The sequence below is a fragment of the Collimonas sp. GW821-FHT02H07 genome (genome assembly GCF_059421505.1).
Window position 1 is genome coordinate 166766 of sequence record NZ_JBWKVC010000008.1, and the last position, 18456, is coordinate 185221.

Sequence of the window (18456 nt, forward strand, 5' to 3'; positions counted from 1 at the left end):
CAGCAGAAATTTAGGGTGCCGGTGCGCCGCGGCGGCAAGGCGCAACTATAATGAGCGCCCAAACTTCGGGCGGAGAAATAAAATATTATTTATTCTGCAAGCACCCGGAAGCTTTGGGCGGAATGCAAAATCTAGTACAGCGCAACCAGTTGCGAATAGCTGATCATCCCAGCCGCGAGCAAGGTGTACACGATCAGAAGTGCGGAAATCAACGGCAGTTTCACGATATTCCCCTTTTTGTTAGTGGGGCAGGCGACTCTTCCGAAGAGCCGGTTCTTGCTTGAACCACGCTTTCAGCATAGCTCCTATGTGGCGTTGCAGCAAACCCGGTTCTGGTAAATTTTGTTTCAATTTGTTGCCAGAATCCATTGCTGAAGGCGCTCTTGCCCGATATCTCATGCAAGCGGTTTTTTAACCCTTGAAAAAGTAAGGGCATAGCCTCATTTGCACTGCTACAGGTTAATAAGTTATTGATTGTTGGAGATTTTTGAATGGAACACATGGAAAATCAGAACGAGCCGGTACAGACGGCGCAAACAGAAAAAGACTCTGTTGCCGATGATGCAACGGTGATTCCGGAGTCGGCGCTGGAAGTCCAGCTGTCCGAGGCGCAAGCCAAGATCGCGGAAATGCAGGACGCTTTCCTGCGCGCCAAGGCCGAGTCGGAAAACATCCGCCGCCGGGCCCAGGACGATATAGCTCGTGCGCACAAATTTGCGATCGAGGGTTTTGCCGAGGCGCTGGTGCCGGTCAAGGACCACCTTGAAATGGCTTTGAAGATCGAAACCCCTTCGCTGGAATCGCTCAAGGAAGGCGTGGAAATGACGCTCAAGCAGCTGTCGTCCGCCTTCGAAAGAAACCGTTTGCTGGAAATCTCGCCGGAAGTCGGCGAGAAGCTCGATCCGATGAAACACCAGGCAATCTCGACCGTGCCTGCGGAGCAGGATGCCAATACCGTGGTGACCGTGCTGCAAAAGGGCTACACCATTGCCGATCGTCTGTTGCGTCCAGCCCTGGTCGTCGTGGCGCAAGGAAAATAGAAAAAAAACGCCAGGAGCGAACAGTTTAGCGCTTGAAAGCGCGCCTTCGCTCCCTATATTCAGACCATCCAAACATTCATCAGATATTCAGTAAAGGACATACACCATGGGTAAAATTATCGGCATTGACTTGGGTACCACCAATTCTTGCGTTTCGGTTATTGAAAACGGTCAGCCAAAAGTGATCGAAAACTCGGAAGGCGCGCGCACCACGCCATCCATCATCGCTTATCAAGAAGACGGCGAAATCCTGGTCGGCGCTCCTGCCAAGCGCCAGGCTGTGACCAATCCGACCAACACGCTGTACGCCACCAAGCGTCTGATCGGCCGCAAATTCGACGAAAAAGAAGTGCAGAAAGACATCGCGCTGATGCCTTACCAGATCATCAAAGCCGACAACGGCGATGCATGGGTAGGCGTACGCGAGCAGAAGCTGGCGCCGCCACAAATCGCCGCGGAAGTGCTGCGCAAGATGAAGAAGACCGCTGAAGACTACCTCGGCGAAGAAGTCACCGAAGCCGTGATCACCGTGCCGGCTTACTTCAACGACGCCCAGCGTCAGGCTACCAAGGACGCCGGCCGCATCGCGGGTCTGGACGTCAAGCGCATCATCAACGAGCCGACCGCGGCTGCGCTGGCATTCGGCCTGGACAAGGCGGAAAAGGGCGACCGCAAGATTGCCGTGTATGACCTGGGCGGCGGTACTTTCGACGTTTCCATCATTGAAATCGCCGATGTCGATGGCGAAAAGCAGTTCGAAGTGCTGTCCACCAACGGCGATACTTTCCTCGGCGGCGAAGACTTCGACCAGCGCATCATCGACTACATCCTGGACGAGTTCAAGAAGATCAACGGCATCGACCTGGGCAAGGACGCGATTGCGCTGCAGCGCATCAAGGCATCGGCCGAGCGCGCCAAGATCGAATTGTCGTCTTCGCAACAGACTGAAATCAACGAGCCGTACATCGCCATGGCCAATGGCGCACCGGTCCACCTGAACCTGAAAATGACCCGCGCCAAGCTGGAATCGCTGGTGGAAGAGCTGATCGCCAAGACCATCGAGCCTTGCCGCATCGCCATCAAGGACGCCGGCGTCAAGGTTTCCGACATCGACGACATCATCCTGGTCGGCGGCATGACCCGTATGCCGAAGGTGCAGGAAAAGGTGAAAGAGTTTTTCGGCAAGGATCCGCGCAAGGACGTGAATCCGGATGAAGCTGTCGCCGTTGGCGCCGCGATCCAGGGTTCGGTTCTGTCGGGCGACCGCAAGGACTTGCTGCTGCTGGACGTGACGCCATTGTCGCTGGGTATCGAAACCATGGGCGGCGTGATGACCAAGATGATCCAGAAGAACACCACCATCCCGACCAAGTTCAGCCAAGTGTTCTCGACTGCCGACGACAACCAGCCGGCCGTGACCATCAAGGTGTTCCAGGGCGAGCGCGAGATGGCCGCGGGCAACAAGGGCCTGGGCGAGTTCAACCTGGAAGGCATCCCGCCGGCAGCACGCGGCACGCCGCAGATCGAAGTCACCTTCGACATCGACGCCAACGGTATTCTGCACGTCGGCGCCAAGGACAAGGCAACCGGCAAGGAAAACAAGATCACCATCAAGGCCAACTCCGGCTTGACGGAAGAAGAGATCCAGAAGATGGTGCGCGACGCCGAGGCGAATGCCGAAGAAGACAAGCGCCTGAAGGAAGCCGCCGAAGCCCGCAACCAGGGCGACGCGCTGGTGCATTCGACCAAGAAGTCCCTGGCTGAATACGGCGACAAGCTGGAAGCCGGCGAGAAGGCAAGCATCGAAACCGCCATCAAGGAACTGGAAGAAGCATTGAAGGGCAGCGACAAGGCCGCCATCGACAACAAGACAGCCTCCTTGACCACCGCGGCGCAAAAGCTGGGCGAAAAGATGTACGCCGACATGCAGGCGCAGCAAGCTGCAGCCGGCGGCGCCGAAGCAGGCGCAGCCGGTGCGGAAGCCAAGCCGAAGGAAGACGATGTGGTTGACGCCGACTTCAAGGAAGTGAAAGACAAGTAAGGTCTTCGTCAGCGATGGCTCGCCAGTCTGATTTTTGGATCGGGATTGTGACCATCGCGAAGACGCGCCGGACAGATGCCATCGCTCGCGATGCCCTGTTCGGCGTTTTCGCTTAAACAACAGGGTGCAAAAAGATGGCGAAGCGTGATTTTTACGAAATATTGGGTGTTGCGAAAAACGCTACTGATGATGAAATCAAGAAGGCGTACCGCAAGCTCGCAATGAAGCACCATCCGGACCGCAATCCGGATAGCAAAGGTGCGGAAGAAAAATTCAAAGAGGCGAAAGAAGCCTACGAAATGCTGTCCGATCCGCAAAAGCGGGATGCCTACGACCGCTACGGCCATGCCGGCGTCGATCCCAACATGGGCGGCGGCGGTGGCGGCGCGGGTGGTTTTGCCGATGCCTTCGGCGACATCTTCGGCGACATTTTCGGTGGCGGCGGCGGTCGCGGCGGCCGCGGCGGCGGACCGCAGGTGTATCGCGGCGCCGATCTGCGCTACAACCTGGAAATCACGCTGGAACAGGCTGCGCACGGTTTCGACACCACCATCCGCGTACCTTCCTGGGATGAGTGCGAACCTTGCCACGGCAGCGGCGCCAAGGCCGGCACCGAGCCGATCACCTGCCCGACCTGCGGCGGCCACGGCCAGGTACGCATGCAGCAAGGCTTTTTCAGCATCCAGCAGACTTGCCCGAAATGCCACGGCAGCGGCAAGATCATTCCCGAACCATGCCCATCGTGCGCCGGCGCCGGCCGCATCAAGCGCAACAAGACGCTGGAAGTGAAAATCCCGTCCGGCATCGACGACGGCATGCGCATCCGCTCCTCCGGCAACGGCGAGCCAGGCATGAACGGCGGCCCGACCGGCGACCTGTATGTGGAAATCCACATCAAGCCGCACGCGGTGTTCCAGCGCGAAGGCGACGACCTGCATTGCGAAATGCCGATCTCCTTCGCCAAGGCAGCGCTCGGCGGCGAGATCGAAGTGCCGACGCTGAACGGCAAGGCCTCCTTCACGATTCCCGACGGCACCCAGTCAGGCAAGACCTTCCGCCTGCGCAGCAAGGGCATCAAGGGCGTGCGCTCAGGCTATGCCGGCGACCTGTTCTGCCATGTCGTGGTCGAGACCCCGGTCAAGCTGAACGACCGCCAGAAAGCGCTGCTGCAGGAATTCGAGCAGCTGACCAGCGAAGGCGGCGCCAAGCACAGTCCGCAGAGCAAATCCTGGAAAGACAAGGTCAAAGAGTTCTTTGAGTGAACGTGAACATGAGCTTGAGGATGCGCTTGAGTTAGCATCCTGATTCCAGGAAAACCGCCAGCCCGCAAGGTTGGCGGTTTTTTTTTATGAGTGCGGCGGCAGGCGGCGCGCCATGTACAGCCGCCATTAACAAATTCTTTATTGCATAATTTTGCGCTGCTCTCTATTCTGTATATGGTAATAATAAAACGATCGTTCTTTTATTCGCGATCAATACAAACTCCATATACAACAAACCATAGGAGGAGACACGATGATAGTTGCTCAATTAAAGCGTGCAACGGCTTGCGCCTGCGTACTGTCCGGGCTGATGCTGGGGCAGGCGGCATTTGCGCTGGACCTGGCCGGCGTCAAGATCGACGAGACTGCCAAGGTCGGCAATCAGGACCTGAAGCTGAATGGCGCCGGCATACGCTACAAGGTCATTTTCAAGGTGTACACGGCAGCGCTGTATCTCACCGAGAAGAAAACCACGGTGCCGGATGTGATGGCAGCCAGCGGGTCGCGCCGCATCGAGCTGGTGATGCTGCGCGACGTCAGCAGCGAGGATTTCAGCCGCGCCTTCATGACCGGCATCCAGAACAATGTGGATAAGGCGGACAAGGCCAAGATCATCAACCAGCTGCTGAAATTCGGCGAGCTGTTTGCCTCTATCCCTGAATTGAAAAAGGGCGATGTGCTGACCACCGACTGGATCCCTGGCGTCGGCACGCAAATTCACTTCAACGGCAAGTCGGTGTCGGAAACCTTGCCCGACCAGGTTTTCTATAACTCCCTGCTGAAAATCTGGCTCGGCGACAAGCCGGCCGACAGCCGCCTCAAGCCCCTGCTGCTAGGCCAGCCGGCTTAGTGTCGTGTCATGCCTGTCTGTCAGCATGTCGCTTGTCCTTGACCCGTATCGCGTCGTTGCGCCTCGTCGCCATAGCCCCGCTATGTCTCCTCGGTACGCCTAGCGCTACGGGCCAAGGCCGGCGCGATAAACCGGCAGACAGGCATGACATGGCACTAGGGCGCCTCCATCCGCATAATGGGTATTGGATAAAAGCGGATGGAGAAAGCCAGTTTTCTATAAAATAAGGCCCAGGATGTCGTGCCGGTATTATCAAAATACCACGCAGACGGAACTCTATTGAATGGAAAACGATGACAGCAAACAACAAGCAATCCCTGACCCGAGAAGATCTGTTCCAGAAAAATCGTGAGTGGGCGGCGGCAATCACTGCCCGCGATCCGGAGTTTTTCAAGAAGCTGGCGTCGCAGCAGGCGCCGGAGTATTTCTGGATCGGATGTTCCGACAGCAGGGTGCCGGCAAACGAATTGCTGGGCTTGTTGCCGGGTGAGCTGTTCGTCCATCGCAATATTGCCAACGTGGTCGCACACAGCGATTTGAACTGCCTGTCGGTGCTGCAGTTCGCGGTCGACGTGCTGAGGGTCAAGCATGTCTTCGTGGTCGGCCATTACGGCTGTTCCGGGGTCCATGCGGCGCTGACCAAGCGCCGCGTCGGACTGGCCGACAACTGGCTGCGCCATGTCGAGGACGTGCATCAGAAGCATGAGCGCTACCTGGGCGCAGCCTTGCCGGAAAGCCTGCGCCATGACCGTCTCTGCGAGCTCAATTCGATGGAGCAGGTCGCCAATATCTGCCGCACCACGATCGTCCAGGACGCCTGGGATCGCGGCCAGCCATTGACCATCCATAGCTGGGTGTATGGCGTGCGCGACGGCTTGCTGCGGGATCTGGAAGTGACGGTCAGTTGCATGTCCGACCTGGACAAGGGCATGGCAGCCAGTTTGAAGCGCTACGAGGATTAAGGCGTTCCGGCTTTGCCGGAAATAAAGAAAGACGGCCGCGCAAGCAAGCCGTCTTTTTTTTTGCGGATGCGGGTCTTAGATCACGATGGTTTGCGCTTCGCCTTCGGCGCGGGCGCGGATTTCACCGATGATGTTGACGGTCTCGCCGGCGGCCGTCAGTTGCGCTACTGCCGCAGCGGCGTTTTCCTTGGCGACGATCACGGTCATGCCGATGCCGCAGTTGAACACCCGGTGCATTTCAGCGTCGGCCACCTGGCCGTGCTGCTGCAGCCAGGTGAACAGCGGCGGCATGGTCCAGGCATCGCTGCGCAGGACGGCGGTCAGGTTGTCTTGCAGTACGCGCGGGATGTTTTCCACCAGGCCGCCGCCGGTGATGTGCACCATGCCTTTGACTTCCATGGACTCCATCAGCGCCAGCAGCGGCTTGACGTAGATGCGGGTCGGTTCCATCAGCACATCGGCCAGCTTGCGGCCGTGGAAGTCGCCGTCCAGGTCCGGCTTGGCGACTTCGATGATCTTGCGCACCAGCGAGTAGCCGTTGGAATGCGCGCCCGACGACGCCAGGCCCAGCACGACGTCACCCGGCACGATCTTGGTGCCGTCGATCAGCTTGGATTTTTCCACGGCGCCGACGGCGAAGCCCGCCAGGTCGTATTCGCCGTCCGGATACATGCTCGGCATTTCCGCGGTTTCGCCGCCGATCAGGGCGCAGCCCGCCAGTTCGCAACCCTTGGCGATACCCTTGATGACATCGGTGGCGCTAGGCACGTCCAGCTTGCCGCAGGCGAAGTAGTCGAGGAAGAACAATGGCTCGGCGCCTTGCACCAGGATGTCGTTGACGCTCATCGCCACCAAGTCGATGCCAACCGTGTCGTGGCGCTTCAGGTGGAAAGCCAGCTTCAGCTTGGTGCCGACGCCGTCGGTGCCGGACACCAGCACCGGTTCCTTGAATTTCTTGCTGATCTCGAACAGGGCGCCGAAACCGCCGATGCCGCCCATCACCCCTTCACGCATGGTGCGCTTGGCGAAAGGCTTGATGGCCTCGACCAGGGCATCGCCAGCGTCGATATCGACACCGGCGTCACGATAAGAGAGTGGCACGTTGGAAACGTTTGAAGTGGAAGTCATGATGTGATTGGCGGCAGAGGCGGTAAAATAGAGGAATTCGGCCGCGCATCTCGCATCTGTTATATATATACATCGCTGTATATGCGATGAAATGCGCGGTAAAAGCGGTATTTTATCAAACCGATCCACCAAACTCTCGATTCCATGCCATTTTCTTTTACTGACGAACAAAAACAAACTGCGTTGTGGCTAGGAATTGCGCTGTTGCTGGTGGCGCTGATGGTGGCTTTGGGGCCGATCCTGACCCCTTTCATCGCCTCCGCGATCCTGGCTTACGCCCTGAACCCGGGCGTGGACTGGCTGTCGCGCCGGCGCATCGGCAAGTTTCCCTTCCCGCGCGCGCTGGCGGTGCTGGTCGTGATCCTGCTGCTGGTGTTCGCGATCCTGGCGGTGATCCTGATCGTGATCCCGGTATTGCGCAAGGAGTTGCCTTTATTGCAAAACCAGATTCCCACCTTCCTGACCAAGCTGGATGGCCTGATCGGCCCGCATCTGCAGGATTTCGGCATCAATGTGCGGCTCGACGGCACCGGCATCAAGGAGATGCTGACCAAGCAGCTGTCCACCAGCGGCGATGAGATCTGGGCCTCGGTGCTGGCCTCGGTCAAGGTCGGCGGCACCGCGGTGCTGGGCTGGCTGGCCACCATCCTGCTGGTGCCGGTGGTGTTGTTTTATCTGTTGCAAGACTGGCATTCCATCGTCGACCGGGTCGGCAAGCTGGTGCCGCGCCGCTGGCAGGGCAAGACTGCCAACATGACGCAAGAGGTGGACAGCCTGCTGGCGCAATATTTGCGCGGCCAATTGCTGGTAATGTTGGTTCTGGCGATTTATTATTCGACCGGGCTGGCGATTGCCGGTTTTGACGTGGCATTGCCGGTTGGCATTATTACCGGCTTGCTGGTATTTATTCCCTACGTCGGCTTCGGTCTGGGACTGGTGCTGGCGCTGATTGCGGCAATGCTGCAATTCGACGGCCTGCATGGCTTGATTGCCGTCGCCATCGTGTACGGCATCGGCCAGGTGCTGGAGAGTTTCATCCTGACGCCGCGCCTGGTCGGCGAGCGCATAGGCTTGCACCCGCTGGTAGTGATCTTTGCCCTGATGGCCTTCGGCCAGCTGTTCGGCTTTGTCGGCATCCTGCTGGCGCTGCCGTGTTCAGCGGTGATGTCGGTGGTGGTCAAGCATGTGAAGGCGCATTACCTCGACAGCAGTTTTTATCAACATTGAGCAATTAAATAAATCAAAACGGGCTCGAAAATCGTACAGCAGGTTTGCCGAGCCACCTTAAGTAATCGTGAAGAAACAAGCATGAGGCAGTTAACGCTGGACATAACTGCGGAAGAACCGCAGACCCTGGCTACTTTCGTGGTCGGGCAAAATCAAGAAGCTTTACAGTTCTTGCAGCGTCTGGTCGCGCCTAGCGCGGCATACCTCACCGCGCCTGGCGACCGTTTTGTCTACCTGTGGGGCGGCGCCGGCGCCGGCAAAAGCCATGTGCTGCGCGCCCTCGCCAGCAGCACCGGCGCGCGCCTGATCCGCGGCAGCCAGTACAACGGCGACGTCTTCAATTTTTCTCCGGATGTGCCCGGCTACCTGATCGACGATTGCGACAAGCTCTCGGCCGGCGACCAGATCGAAGCCTTCGCCCTGTTCAACCAGATCCGCGAGCATGGCGGCTGGCTGGTCACCAGCGGCCAGCTGCCGCCATCCGAGCTGAGCGTGCGCGAAGATTTCCGCACCCGCCTGGGCTGGGGGCTGATCTACCAGCTGCACGGCCTCAGCGACGAAGAAAAAATCGCCGCCCTGACCCACGCGGCGCAAGTCCGCGGCCTGCACCTGTCGAGCGGCGTGTTACCCTACCTCATTACGCATTTCCGGCGCGATATGCGGTCTTTGACAGCCATGCTGAACGAACTGGACCGCTTTTCGCTGGAAACCCAGCGTCCCATAACGCTGCCTTTGCTGCGCAGCTTGTTGCAACTCGAATCCGAAGATAAACATTCACTATGAACCTGGCCTTATTCGACCTTGACCATACGCTGCTGCCCGTCGACTCCGACTATGAATGGGGGCAGTTCCTGGCGCGCATCGGCGCAGTCGATCCTGACGCTTTCGAAAAGAGCAACGCCGAGTGGTTCGCCCAGTACCAGGCCGGCACGCTGGATCCGGTCAAGTACCTGGAATTCGCTTTCGGCACCTTGTCCAAGTTCCCGCGCAAGCAGCTCGACGCCTGGCACCAGCAGTTCATGCAGGAAGTGATCCTGCCGACGATCACGCCGGCGGCCCGCGCGCTATTGCAAAAGCACCAGGATGCCGGCGACCTGGTGGCGATCGTCACCGCCACCAACAGCTTCGTCACCGAGCCGATCGCCAAGGCGCTGGGCGTCGATTTCCTGATCGCCTCGGACCCGGAAACCACGGACGACGGCGAGATCACCGGCCGCCTGGCGGACACGCCGACCTACGGCCCCGGCAAAGTGATCCACACCCACGCCTGGCTGGCGACCATGGACATGACGCTGGCCAGTTTCCCGCGCAGTTATTTTTATAGCGACTCGCACAACGACCTGCCCTTGATGAAGCTGGTGACCGACCCGGTCGCCACCAATCCCAACGCCCTGTTGAAAGCCCACGCAAGTGAGCACGGCTGGCCCATCCTGAATTTATTCGACGCGCAATGATCAAGAAGCTGATTCGCTCCATCCTCGGGAAAAAGAAAAAAGATCCCACCCAACCGTTGATACTCGGCCCGAAAGAGCACGGCATCAATCCGCAACTGGTGTCGCCCAACGCGGTCAGGGTCACCAAGACGCTGCAGGATAACGGCTACAAGGCCTTCATTGTCGGCGGCGCCGTGCGCGACCTGCTGCTGGGGGTCAAGCCGAAGGATTTCGACGTCGCCACCAACGCCACGCCGGAACAGGTCAAGCGCCTGTTCCGGCGCGCCTTCATCATCGGCAAGCGCTTCCAGATCGTGCATGTGATGTTCGGCCAGGAACTGATCGAGGTCACCACTTTCCGCGGCGCGTCCTCCGACGGTTCGCCCAAAGACGAGCATGGCCGCGTGCTGCGCGACAACACCTTCGGCGAGCAGCATGAAGATGCAGTACGGCGCGATTTCACCATCAACGCGATGTACTACGATCCGGCCACCGAAAGCGTGCTGGATTACCATGGCGGCATCGCCGACATCCGCGCCAAGACCCTGCGCATCATCGGCGAGCCGGAAGCGCGCTACCGCGAAGATCCGGTGCGCATGCTGCGCATCGTGCGCTTTGCGGCCAAGCTGAAATTCAGCATCGATCCGGCTACCCGAGCGCCGATCCCGGTAATGGCGGCGCTGATCGACAACGTGCCGGCGGCACGGGTGTTTGACGAAATGCTGAAACTGCTGATGAGCGGCCACGCGCTGGCCTGCCTGCAGCAGTTGCGCAAGGAAGGCCTGCACCACGGATTGCTGCCGCTGCTGGACGTGGTGCTGGAGCAGCCGCTGGGCGAGAAGTTCGTGACGCTGGCGCTGGCCAATACCGACGTCCGCGTGCAGCAAGGCAAGCCGGTGTCCCCGGGTTTCCTGTTTGCCTCGCTGCTGTGGCACCAGGTGCTGGAAAAGTGGAGCGCCTACAAGGCCGCCGGCGAATTCCCGATCCCGGCGCTGCATCTGGCTGCCGACGATGTGCTGGAAGCGCAGACCGACAAGCTGGCCCTGCAGCGCAAGATCGCCTCCGACATGCGCGATATCTGGGCCATGCAGCCGCGCTTTGAGCGGCGCACCGGCAAGGCTCCATACAAGATGCTGGAACACCTGCGCCTGCGCGCCGGCTACGACTTCCTGCTGCTGCGTTGCGCCTCCGGCGAAATCGACGGCGAAATCGGCGAATGGTGGACGGCCTTCATGGAAGGCGACGGCGACGAACGCGAAGCATTGATGGCGCAAAAGCCGAAAGTGGCGGCCGAGGCCGCCCCCGCCAAGAAACGTCCGCGCCGGCGCGGTTCCCGCAGCGGCGCCAAGCCGGTCAATCCGGGCGGCCGCAGCGACGATGGGCAAGGCGCCTGATCCAATGACATCGACGGTCACGTCTAATGCGGCTGGCCCTGCGGTCACCGCTTATATCGGCATCGGCGCCAATCTGGGCGACGCTGCCGGCCAGGTGCAGCGCGCCATCCTGCAGCTCGGCAAGCTGCCGCACACCAGCCTGGGCGGCCAGTCCAGCCTGTTCGGCACGGCGCCGCTGGATGCCGGCGGCGACGATTACGTCAACGCTGTCGCGCGCATCGAAACCCGCCTCGGCGCTCATGACCTGCTGCGAGGCTTGCAGCAGATCGAACAGGATTTCGGCCGTGAGCGCCCCTATCCGAATGCGCCACGCACGCTGGACCTGGACCTGCTGCTGTACGGCCAGTCCAGCATCCAGGACGATGTGCTGACGGTGCCGCATCCGCGCATGACGCAACGCGCTTTTGTCCTGATCCCGCTATTGCAGCTCGATCCCTTCATCGTCATCCCCAAGCACGGCGCGGCGCATCAGTTCGCCCCGCTGGTGGCGGACCAGCGTATCCGCAAACTATAGAGCGCGTGCTTTCCCGGGCCTGGTGGACTGTAACAGCCACTAGTGCCGGATGCAGCAGCTTCTGGCACACTGTTGTCTTCGCCCACGCGCCATTCACGGTTGAACATGAATCTAGACAGTTATAAATACATTGTAGTGGAAGGCCCTATCGGTGCCGGCAAGACCACGCTGGCCAACAAGATTGCAGCGCATCTGGGCGCGCGCGTCCTGCTGGAACAGCCGCAGGCCAATCCCTTCCTGGAAAAATTTTACCGGGACGCCTCCCGTTACGCGCTGTCGACCCAGATGTTTTTCCTGTTCCAGCGCATCAACCAGTTGCGCGAGACTTCGCAGAACGATTTGTTTGAAGGCCGCAATCACCTGGTCGCCGATTTCCTGCTGGCCAAGGATGCCATTTTCGCCAGCTTGACCCTGGCCGATGAAGAGCTCAAGCTGTACCAGCAGATGTACGATCATCTGCGGCCGCAGGCGGCCACGCCGGACCTGGTGATCTACTTGCAGGCCGAGCCGGAAACCCTGATAGAACGCATCAGGATGCGCGGCATTGAGATGGAAACCGCGATCACCCAGGAATACCTCACGCGTCTGTGCGAAGGCTACAGCCGCTTCTTTCATCATTACGACGATGCGCCCTTGCTGATCGTCAACAACGAACATCTGGACCTAGCCGGCAGCGATGCCGATTTCAGCTTACTCTTGGCGCGTATCGACAGCATGCGCGGCAGGCGTGAATTTTTCAATCGTGGAGAATGACAATGGCAGCTTATTTACAAGATGGCGACGCGGCAGCGGCGCGCAGCAAACCGGTGACCATCCCGGCCTTGCAGGCGTTGCGCGACAAAGGTGAAAAGATCACCATGCTGACCTGTTACGACGCCAGCTTTGCAGCCTTGATGGATCGCTGCGGCGTCGAGACCCTGCTGATCGGCGATTCGCTCGGCATGGTGTGCCAGGGCCACAACTCGACCCTGCCGGTGACGGTGCAGGATATCGCTTATCACACCGCCAGCGTGGCGCGCGGCAATCGCACGGCGCTGGTGCTGGCCGACCTGCCGTTCGGCGCCTACGCCACGCCGGAAAGCGCCTTCGCCAACGCCGTACCGGTGATCCAGGCGGGCGCGCAGATGATCAAGATAGAAGGCGGCGCCTGGCTGGCGCCGACGGTGCGTTTCCTGACCGAACGGGCGATCCCGGTATGCGGCCACCTGGGGCTGACGCCGCAGTCGGTGCACCAGATGGGCGGTTATAAAGTGCAGGGCAAGACCAGCGCCGCTGCCGAGCAACTGAAAGCCGACGCCCTGGCCCTGCAGGAAGCCGGCGCCAGCCTGCTGGTGCTGGAAGCGATTCCGGCGGCGCTGGGCAAGGAAGTCAGCGAACTGCTGACGATCCCGACCATCGGCATCGGCGCCGGCCCGGACTGTTCAGGCCAGGTGCTGGTGATGCACGATCTGATGGGGGTTTTCCCCGGTCACAAGGCGCGTTTCGTGAAAGATTTCATGGAAGGCCAGACCAGCATCGACGCTGCCGTGCTGGCGTATGTGCGGGCGGTCAAGGACAAGTCGTTCCCGGCGCCGGAACACTGCTTCTGAGCGAGAGATGAAGGCGATGCTAACGGGGCATTATTGCAGCCGCATCGCCATTTCATGCCAGGCCATGCCGCCATGGTCGGACTCTGAAGCATTGAGATAGGTGAAGCCGAGGTTTTCGTAGAGCGCCACATGGCGCTCTTTGCACATCAGGTGGATGCTGGATTTGCGCAGGGCGCGCATGCGGGCGATGAATTCCTTCATCAGTTGCCCGGCGATGCCGCGCCCCTGGAAATCCGGATGCACCACCACCGACATGATCACTACATGCGGCCCATCCGGGTCGTGCCCGATCAGTTCCTTGAATGCCTCGTCCGACATCTCGACCTGGAACGCCGCGCCGCCGTTGATGAAGCCGGCCACCACGCCGTCAATTTCATACACGATGAAACCCTGCGGCCAGGTGGCGATGCGGGTGGCGATCTTTTCTTTCGTGGCGGCTTCGTCGCCCTCGTAGGAAATCGATTCGATCTCGTAGCAGCGTTCGAGATCGGCGCTGGCGACAGGACGAATCAGGCAGTTGTTTGAAATCATGGATGTGCTGCGCGCTTGCGGCAAGCTTCAGGGCTGCTCGTTGCCTTCGGGCCCTTGCGCCAGGGTTTGCAGCGGCACCGGCTGTGCAGGATTGGCGTTGACCGCGGGCGGCGCCAGCACCAGCGCTTCGCTGAGCGCACCCTTGGCCAGCACCACGTTCGGCACGGTGTCGGGATTGGCGTTCCAGACCGGATCGGCGAGGCCGTTGAACACCGCGGTCAGCTGCTTGCCCCAGTTTTCATGGATCATCTGGAAATACTGGTTCTTTTCGTCGATGGTGACGAAGCGGGTCACCGCCAGCGTGTCGCGGCCATACAGCAGCAGGTCCAGCGGCAGGCCGACCGAGATGTTGGAGCGCATGGTGGAATCCATCGAGATCAGCGCGCACTTGGCCGCCTGGTCGAGGGTGGACGCAGGGGTGATCACGCGGTCCAGGATGGGCTTGCCGTACTTCGCCTCGCCGATCTGGAAATAGGTGTTTTCATTGAGCGATTCGATGAAATTGCCGGCTGCGTAGACCTGGAACAAGCGGCATGCCTCGCCCTTGATCTGGCCGCCGAAGATGATGCCGACATTGAACTCGATGCCGAATTTTTCCAGCTTCTGCGCTTCGCGGTCATACACCACGCGCACCGCTTCACCGACGATCTGCGCCGCTTCGTACATGGTCGCCACGGTCCAGATGGTCTTGCCGGCGGCGTTGACGTATTCGCCGATGACTTGCTTGATCGATTGCGAAATGGAGAGGTTGCCCGCGGTCATGAACACCATCAGGCGCTCGCCCGGGTTCTCGAATACGCTCATCTTGCGCGCGGTGGCAACGTGGTCCACTCCGGCATTGGTGCGGGAGTCGGAGAGGAAAACCAGACCGGAGTCCAGGCGCAGTGCGACGCAGTAAGTCATGATGTCAAAGAAAAATACAAAGTGGAGATTCTACAGGAAGCGGCAGCCGCTGCCCCGCCGCGACGCAGGTTTTATGGTTGAATTTGCAATAAATTGTGGCATGGCGGCGAGCCGTCTCATTGTTGCGATGGCAATGCGGAAACATTCACCTGCACGCTCATGGTTTCTTCGCCGCCGCCGCGGCGTACGCCGCGCACCGGCGCCGCCGATTCGTAGTCGCGCCCTATTGCCAATCGACAATAATTGTCGCTGGCGAAGCAGGCGTGGGTGACGTCGATGCTGATCCAGCCGGCGAATGCGCCTTCCTCTACCCAGACGTCGACCCAGGCGTGGCTTTCGGCATGGCTGGTGTTGCCGGGATCGATATAGCCGGAGACATAGCGGGCGGAAATCCCCAGCGTGTGACAGCACGCCAGGAACAGGTGCGCATGGTCCTGGCACACGCCCTGGCCCAGCGCCAGGGCGTCGTCGGCGCTGCTGGTGACGGCGGTGGAGCCGCTCTGGTAGGCCACTGCGCTGCAGATCGCCTGCGCCAGGTCGAGCAGCTGCCTGCTGTTGGCGCCGGCCTGCAGATGTCGATAGGCGAAATCCATGACGGCGGCGGTCGGCTGGGTCAGCGGCGTCGGCACGGTAAACACCAGCGGCGAAAACTCTCCGGCTTGCGGCAGCCGGCCTTCCTGCAACGGCGTCACCGCCACCGTGCCTTCCGCGATGATGCGCACTTCGTGATGCGGCTTGGTGACGGTCAGCATGTGGCTCAGGTTGCCGAAGGCATCGGTGAATGGATGACGGCTGCCGGAACTGCTGATATGCCATGCCAGGGTACGTTGCTGCGCTTCCGCGCGCGGCCACAGCCGCAGCTGCTGAATCGTGTAAGTCAGGGCTGCGGTGTAGTGGTAGACGGTCTCATGGCGGATGGTGAGTAACATCAGGTTGAACAATCGGCCATCAAGTATTAAGGGGCACCAGGAAATCGCGGCTGATGCGATTGCCAAGTTCGAAGATGCGCTCGAAGAAGCGGGTCAGGTAGTCATGCAGGCCGGCGTCGAGGATTTCATCCAGGGTGCTGAACTTGAGGTCGGCATGCAGCTTGCCGGCGAAGCGTTCGGTATCGGAGGAAATATCGTTGTGCACATGCTTGAGATTGCCGACCACCTGCTCCATGCAGGACAGCAGCGAGCGCGGCATGTCCGGCCGCAGGATCAGCAGGTCGGCCACGCGCGCCGGCGTGATGACGTCGCGATAGACCTTGCGGTAGATCTCGAAGCCAGACACCGAGCGCAGGATCGCCGCCCAGTAGTAGAAATCGATTTGCGGATCGGCGGCGATGGCGTCCTGCTCCTGGCTTTGCTGCTGGCGAATTTGCTGGTGGCCGTTCTGGCCCTTCATGTAGCTGCTTTCCTTGGCGCCGTGGAATTTGACATCGATGATGCGCGCGGTATTGTCGGCGCGCTCCAGGAAAGTCCCCAGGCGGATGAAGTGGAAAGCCTCGTCCTTCAGCATGGTGCCGATGGTGACGCCGCGCGACAGATGCGAGCGATGCTTGACCCATTCGAAAAACTCGGCCGGATTCTGTTCCAGCGCGTTGGTCTGCAGATAGCCTTGCATCTTGATCCAGGTCGCGTTCTGGATTTCCCAGGCTTCCGTGGTCAGCGCGCCGCGCACCGCGCGCGCATTCTCGCGCGCCTGCTTCAGGCAGGAGGCGATCGAGGACGAGTTGCTGGGATCGCGCACCATGAAATCGATCACGTCCTTCTGCGTCAGCACGTCGTATTTCTTGTCGTAGGCCTGGGTCAGCTCGGAAATGCCGAGCACGGCGCGCCAGCCCTTTTCGACATCTTCGACCGACTGCGGCAGCAGCCCGGTCTGCACATGCACATCCAGCATGCGCGCGGTGTTTTCGGCCCGCTCGGTATAGCGGGACATCCAGAACAAATGGTCAGCGGTACGGCTCAGCATGTTATTTCTCCAGAATCCAGGTGTCTTTGGTGCCGCCGCCTTGGGACGAATTGACCACCAGCGAGCCTTCCTTGAGGGCGACGCGGGTCAGGCCGCCGCGCACCAGGGAGACGTTCTTGCCGGACAGGACAAACGGCCGCAGGTCGAGATGGCGTGGCGCGATGCCGGATTCGACATAGGTCGGGCAGGCCGACAGCGCCAGCGTCGGCTGGGAGATATAACCATCCGGCTTGGCGATCACGCGCTGCCGGAAGTCTTCGATTTCCTGCTTGGTCGAGGCCGGGCCCACCAGCATGCCGTAGCCGCCGGCGCCGTGCACTTCCTTGACCACCAGGTCCTTGAGATTGTCGAGGGTGTATTGCAGGTCTTCCTTCTTGCGGCACTGGAAGGTCGGCACATTGTTGAGGATAGGCGTTTCCGACAGGTAGAACTTGACCATGTCCGGCACGAAGGGATAGACCGACTTGTCGTCGGCGACGCCGGTGCCGATGGCGTTGGCCAGGGTGACGTTGCCGGCGCGGTACACCGACAGCAGGCCGGGCACGCCGAGCGAGGAATCGGGACGGAAGGCGAGCGGATCGAGGTAGTCGTCGTCGATGCGGCGATAAATCACGTCGACCCGCTTGGGGCCGCGCGTGGTGCGCATGTAGACGTGGTTGTCGTTGACGAACAGATCCTGTCCTTCGACCAGTTCCACGCCCATCTGCTGGGCCAGGAAAGCGTGTTCGAAATAGGCTGAGTTGTACATGCCCGGCGTCATCACTACCACGGTCGGATCGGTGACGCCGACCGGCGCCACTGAGCGCAGGTTATCCAACAGCATGTCGGGATAGTGGTCGACCGGCGCGATCTTGTGGCGCAGGAACAGCTCAGGAAACAGCCGCATCATCATCTTGCGGTTTTCCAGCATGTAGGAAACGCCCGACGGCACCCGCAGATTATCTTCCAGCACATAGAACTCGCCCTCGCCGGCGCGCACGATGTCGACCCCGGCGATATGCGCGTAGATGTCCGAAGCTACCGAGATGCCTTGCATTTCGGGGCGGTACTGGGCATTGCGGAAGATCTGCTCGGCCGGTATCACGCCCGCCTTGACGATGTTCTGCTCATGGTAGATATCGTGGATGAACATGTTGAGCGCCTTGACGCGCTGGATCAGGCCGGCTTCGAGCTGCGCCCATTCCTGGGCATGGATGATGCGCGGAATGATATCGAAGGGGATCAGGCGTTCGGTGCCGGCATCGTTGCCGTAGACCGCGAAGGTGATGCCGACGCGGCGGAAGATCAGATCGGCTTCGGCGCGTTTGCGCGCAATGGTTTCAGCGGTCTGGGCATTGAGCCAATTGGAAAATTCGTTGTAATGCGGACGCACCAACGAGCTGCCATCGGAATACATTTCATCGAAAAAATTTGCCATGATCTTGCTTTGCTGTGGTTTGATCGGGAACTATCAAGTAGCTATCAAGAAGCGTGCCTGTAGCACGCTATTGGTTGACGATTAAGCATTAACTTATTCAAAGATTAACATGCGGTCTCGTGTCTTGAACAGGCTTTATTTGCAACAATGCGGCGTCAACTCTTAGCAAATTTTGCATATGTCTGGTGGCGGCCTCCGTCTTGTTT

At 59.9% G+C, this 18456-nt stretch carries 19 protein-coding genes; 13 read left to right on the plus strand and 6 right to left on the minus strand.

Going from position 1 to position 18456, the window contains the following annotated elements:
* The first annotated feature begins 50 nt into the window (after positions 1-50).
* The 6 genes from AC07V8_RS14470 to can all read left to right on the plus strand — a co-directional run bounded on the left by AC07V8_RS14470 (position 51) and on the right by can (position 6155).
* Positions 51-284 (plus strand): hypothetical protein, encoded by a 234-nt coding sequence (locus tag AC07V8_RS14470; RefSeq protein WP_494678820.1) that lies wholly within the window; start codon positions 51-53, stop codon positions 282-284.
* 207 nt (positions 285-491) lie between these two features.
* Positions 492-1040, plus strand: a complete 549-nt coding sequence (gene grpE / locus AC07V8_RS14475; protein WP_199110782.1) for a nucleotide exchange factor GrpE — start codon at positions 492-494, stop codon at positions 1038-1040.
* A 106-nt stretch (positions 1041-1146) separates the two neighbouring features.
* A complete protein-coding gene (dnaK, locus tag AC07V8_RS14480; protein WP_494678821.1) occupies positions 1147-3081 on the plus strand; it encodes a molecular chaperone DnaK in 1935 nt (644 codons plus the stop codon).
* Between the two features lie 134 nt (positions 3082-3215).
* A complete protein-coding gene (gene dnaJ, locus AC07V8_RS14485) occupies positions 3216-4343 on the plus strand; it encodes a molecular chaperone DnaJ (protein WP_098494138.1) in 1128 nt (375 codons plus the stop codon).
* Positions 4344-4596: 253 nt separating this feature from the next.
* Positions 4597-5193, plus strand: a complete 597-nt coding sequence (locus tag AC07V8_RS14490; RefSeq protein ID WP_494678822.1) for a chalcone isomerase family protein — start codon at positions 4597-4599, stop codon at positions 5191-5193.
* A gap of 293 nt (positions 5194-5486) precedes the next feature.
* Positions 5487-6155 (plus strand): carbonate dehydratase, encoded by a 669-nt coding sequence (can, locus tag AC07V8_RS14495; protein ID WP_494678823.1) that lies wholly within the window; start codon positions 5487-5489, stop codon positions 6153-6155.
* Between the two features lie 75 nt (positions 6156-6230).
* On the opposite strand, the gene purM is transcribed toward can, so the two are convergent.
* Positions 6231-7283, minus strand: coding sequence for a phosphoribosylformylglycinamidine cyclo-ligase (gene purM / locus AC07V8_RS14500; RefSeq protein ID WP_211444951.1), 1053 nt, complete (start codon positions 7281-7283; stop codon positions 6231-6233).
* 144 nt (positions 7284-7427) lie between these two features.
* On the opposite strand from purM, the gene AC07V8_RS14505 reads away from it, so the two are divergent.
* From AC07V8_RS14505 to panB, 7 genes are all read left to right on the plus strand, one after another.
* Positions 7428-8510, plus strand: a complete 1083-nt coding sequence (locus AC07V8_RS14505) for an AI-2E family transporter (RefSeq protein WP_494678824.1) — start codon at positions 7428-7430, stop codon at positions 8508-8510.
* A gap of 81 nt (positions 8511-8591) precedes the next feature.
* A complete protein-coding gene (hda, locus tag AC07V8_RS14510) occupies positions 8592-9293 on the plus strand; it encodes a DnaA regulatory inactivator Hda (RefSeq protein WP_211444953.1) in 702 nt (233 codons plus the stop codon).
* Entirely contained in the window at positions 9290-9964 is a 675-nt protein-coding gene (locus tag AC07V8_RS14515) for a histidinol-phosphatase (protein ID WP_494678825.1), read from the plus strand. The genes hda and AC07V8_RS14515 overlap by 4 nt, the downstream gene beginning before the upstream one ends.
* The gene (gene pcnB / locus AC07V8_RS14520; RefSeq protein ID WP_494678826.1) at positions 9961-11337 is read left to right on the plus strand and encodes a polynucleotide adenylyltransferase PcnB; all 1377 of its coding nucleotides are present in this window, start codon (positions 9961-9963) and stop codon (positions 11335-11337) included. The genes AC07V8_RS14515 and pcnB overlap by 4 nt, the downstream gene beginning before the upstream one ends.
* 4 nt (positions 11338-11341) lie before the next feature.
* The gene (folK, locus tag AC07V8_RS14525) at positions 11342-11851 is read left to right on the plus strand and encodes a 2-amino-4-hydroxy-6-hydroxymethyldihydropteridine diphosphokinase (protein WP_494678827.1); all 510 of its coding nucleotides are present in this window, start codon (positions 11342-11344) and stop codon (positions 11849-11851) included.
* Positions 11852-11956: 105 nt separating this feature from the next.
* Positions 11957-12604, plus strand: a complete 648-nt coding sequence (locus AC07V8_RS14530; protein WP_494678828.1) for a deoxynucleoside kinase — start codon at positions 11957-11959, stop codon at positions 12602-12604.
* 2 nt (positions 12605-12606) lie between these two features.
* On the plus strand, positions 12607-13440 hold the full coding sequence (panB, locus tag AC07V8_RS14535) for a 3-methyl-2-oxobutanoate hydroxymethyltransferase (RefSeq protein ID WP_494678829.1): 834 nt from the start codon (positions 12607-12609) through the stop codon (positions 13438-13440).
* A gap of 30 nt (positions 13441-13470) precedes the next feature.
* On the opposite strand, the gene AC07V8_RS14540 is transcribed toward panB, so the two are convergent.
* From AC07V8_RS14540 to AC07V8_RS14560, 5 genes are all read right to left on the minus strand, one after another.
* Positions 13471-13971, minus strand: a complete 501-nt coding sequence (locus tag AC07V8_RS14540; RefSeq protein ID WP_494678830.1) for a GNAT family N-acetyltransferase — start codon at positions 13969-13971, stop codon at positions 13471-13473.
* Positions 13972-13998: 27 nt separating this feature from the next.
* On the minus strand, positions 13999-14874 hold the full coding sequence (locus AC07V8_RS14545) for a proteasome-type protease (protein WP_494678831.1): 876 nt from the start codon (positions 14872-14874) through the stop codon (positions 13999-14001).
* Between the two features lie 116 nt (positions 14875-14990).
* Positions 14991-15803, minus strand: a complete 813-nt coding sequence (locus AC07V8_RS14550; protein WP_494678832.1) for a transglutaminase family protein — start codon at positions 15801-15803, stop codon at positions 14991-14993.
* A 19-nt stretch (positions 15804-15822) separates the two neighbouring features.
* Positions 15823-16833, minus strand: coding sequence for an alpha-E domain-containing protein (locus AC07V8_RS14555; protein ID WP_494678833.1), 1011 nt, complete (start codon positions 16831-16833; stop codon positions 15823-15825).
* A 1-nt stretch (position 16834) separates the two neighbouring features.
* Entirely contained in the window at positions 16835-18250 is a 1416-nt protein-coding gene (locus tag AC07V8_RS14560; protein WP_211444961.1) for a circularly permuted type 2 ATP-grasp protein, read from the minus strand.
* Between the last annotated feature and the right edge of the window lie 206 nt (positions 18251-18456).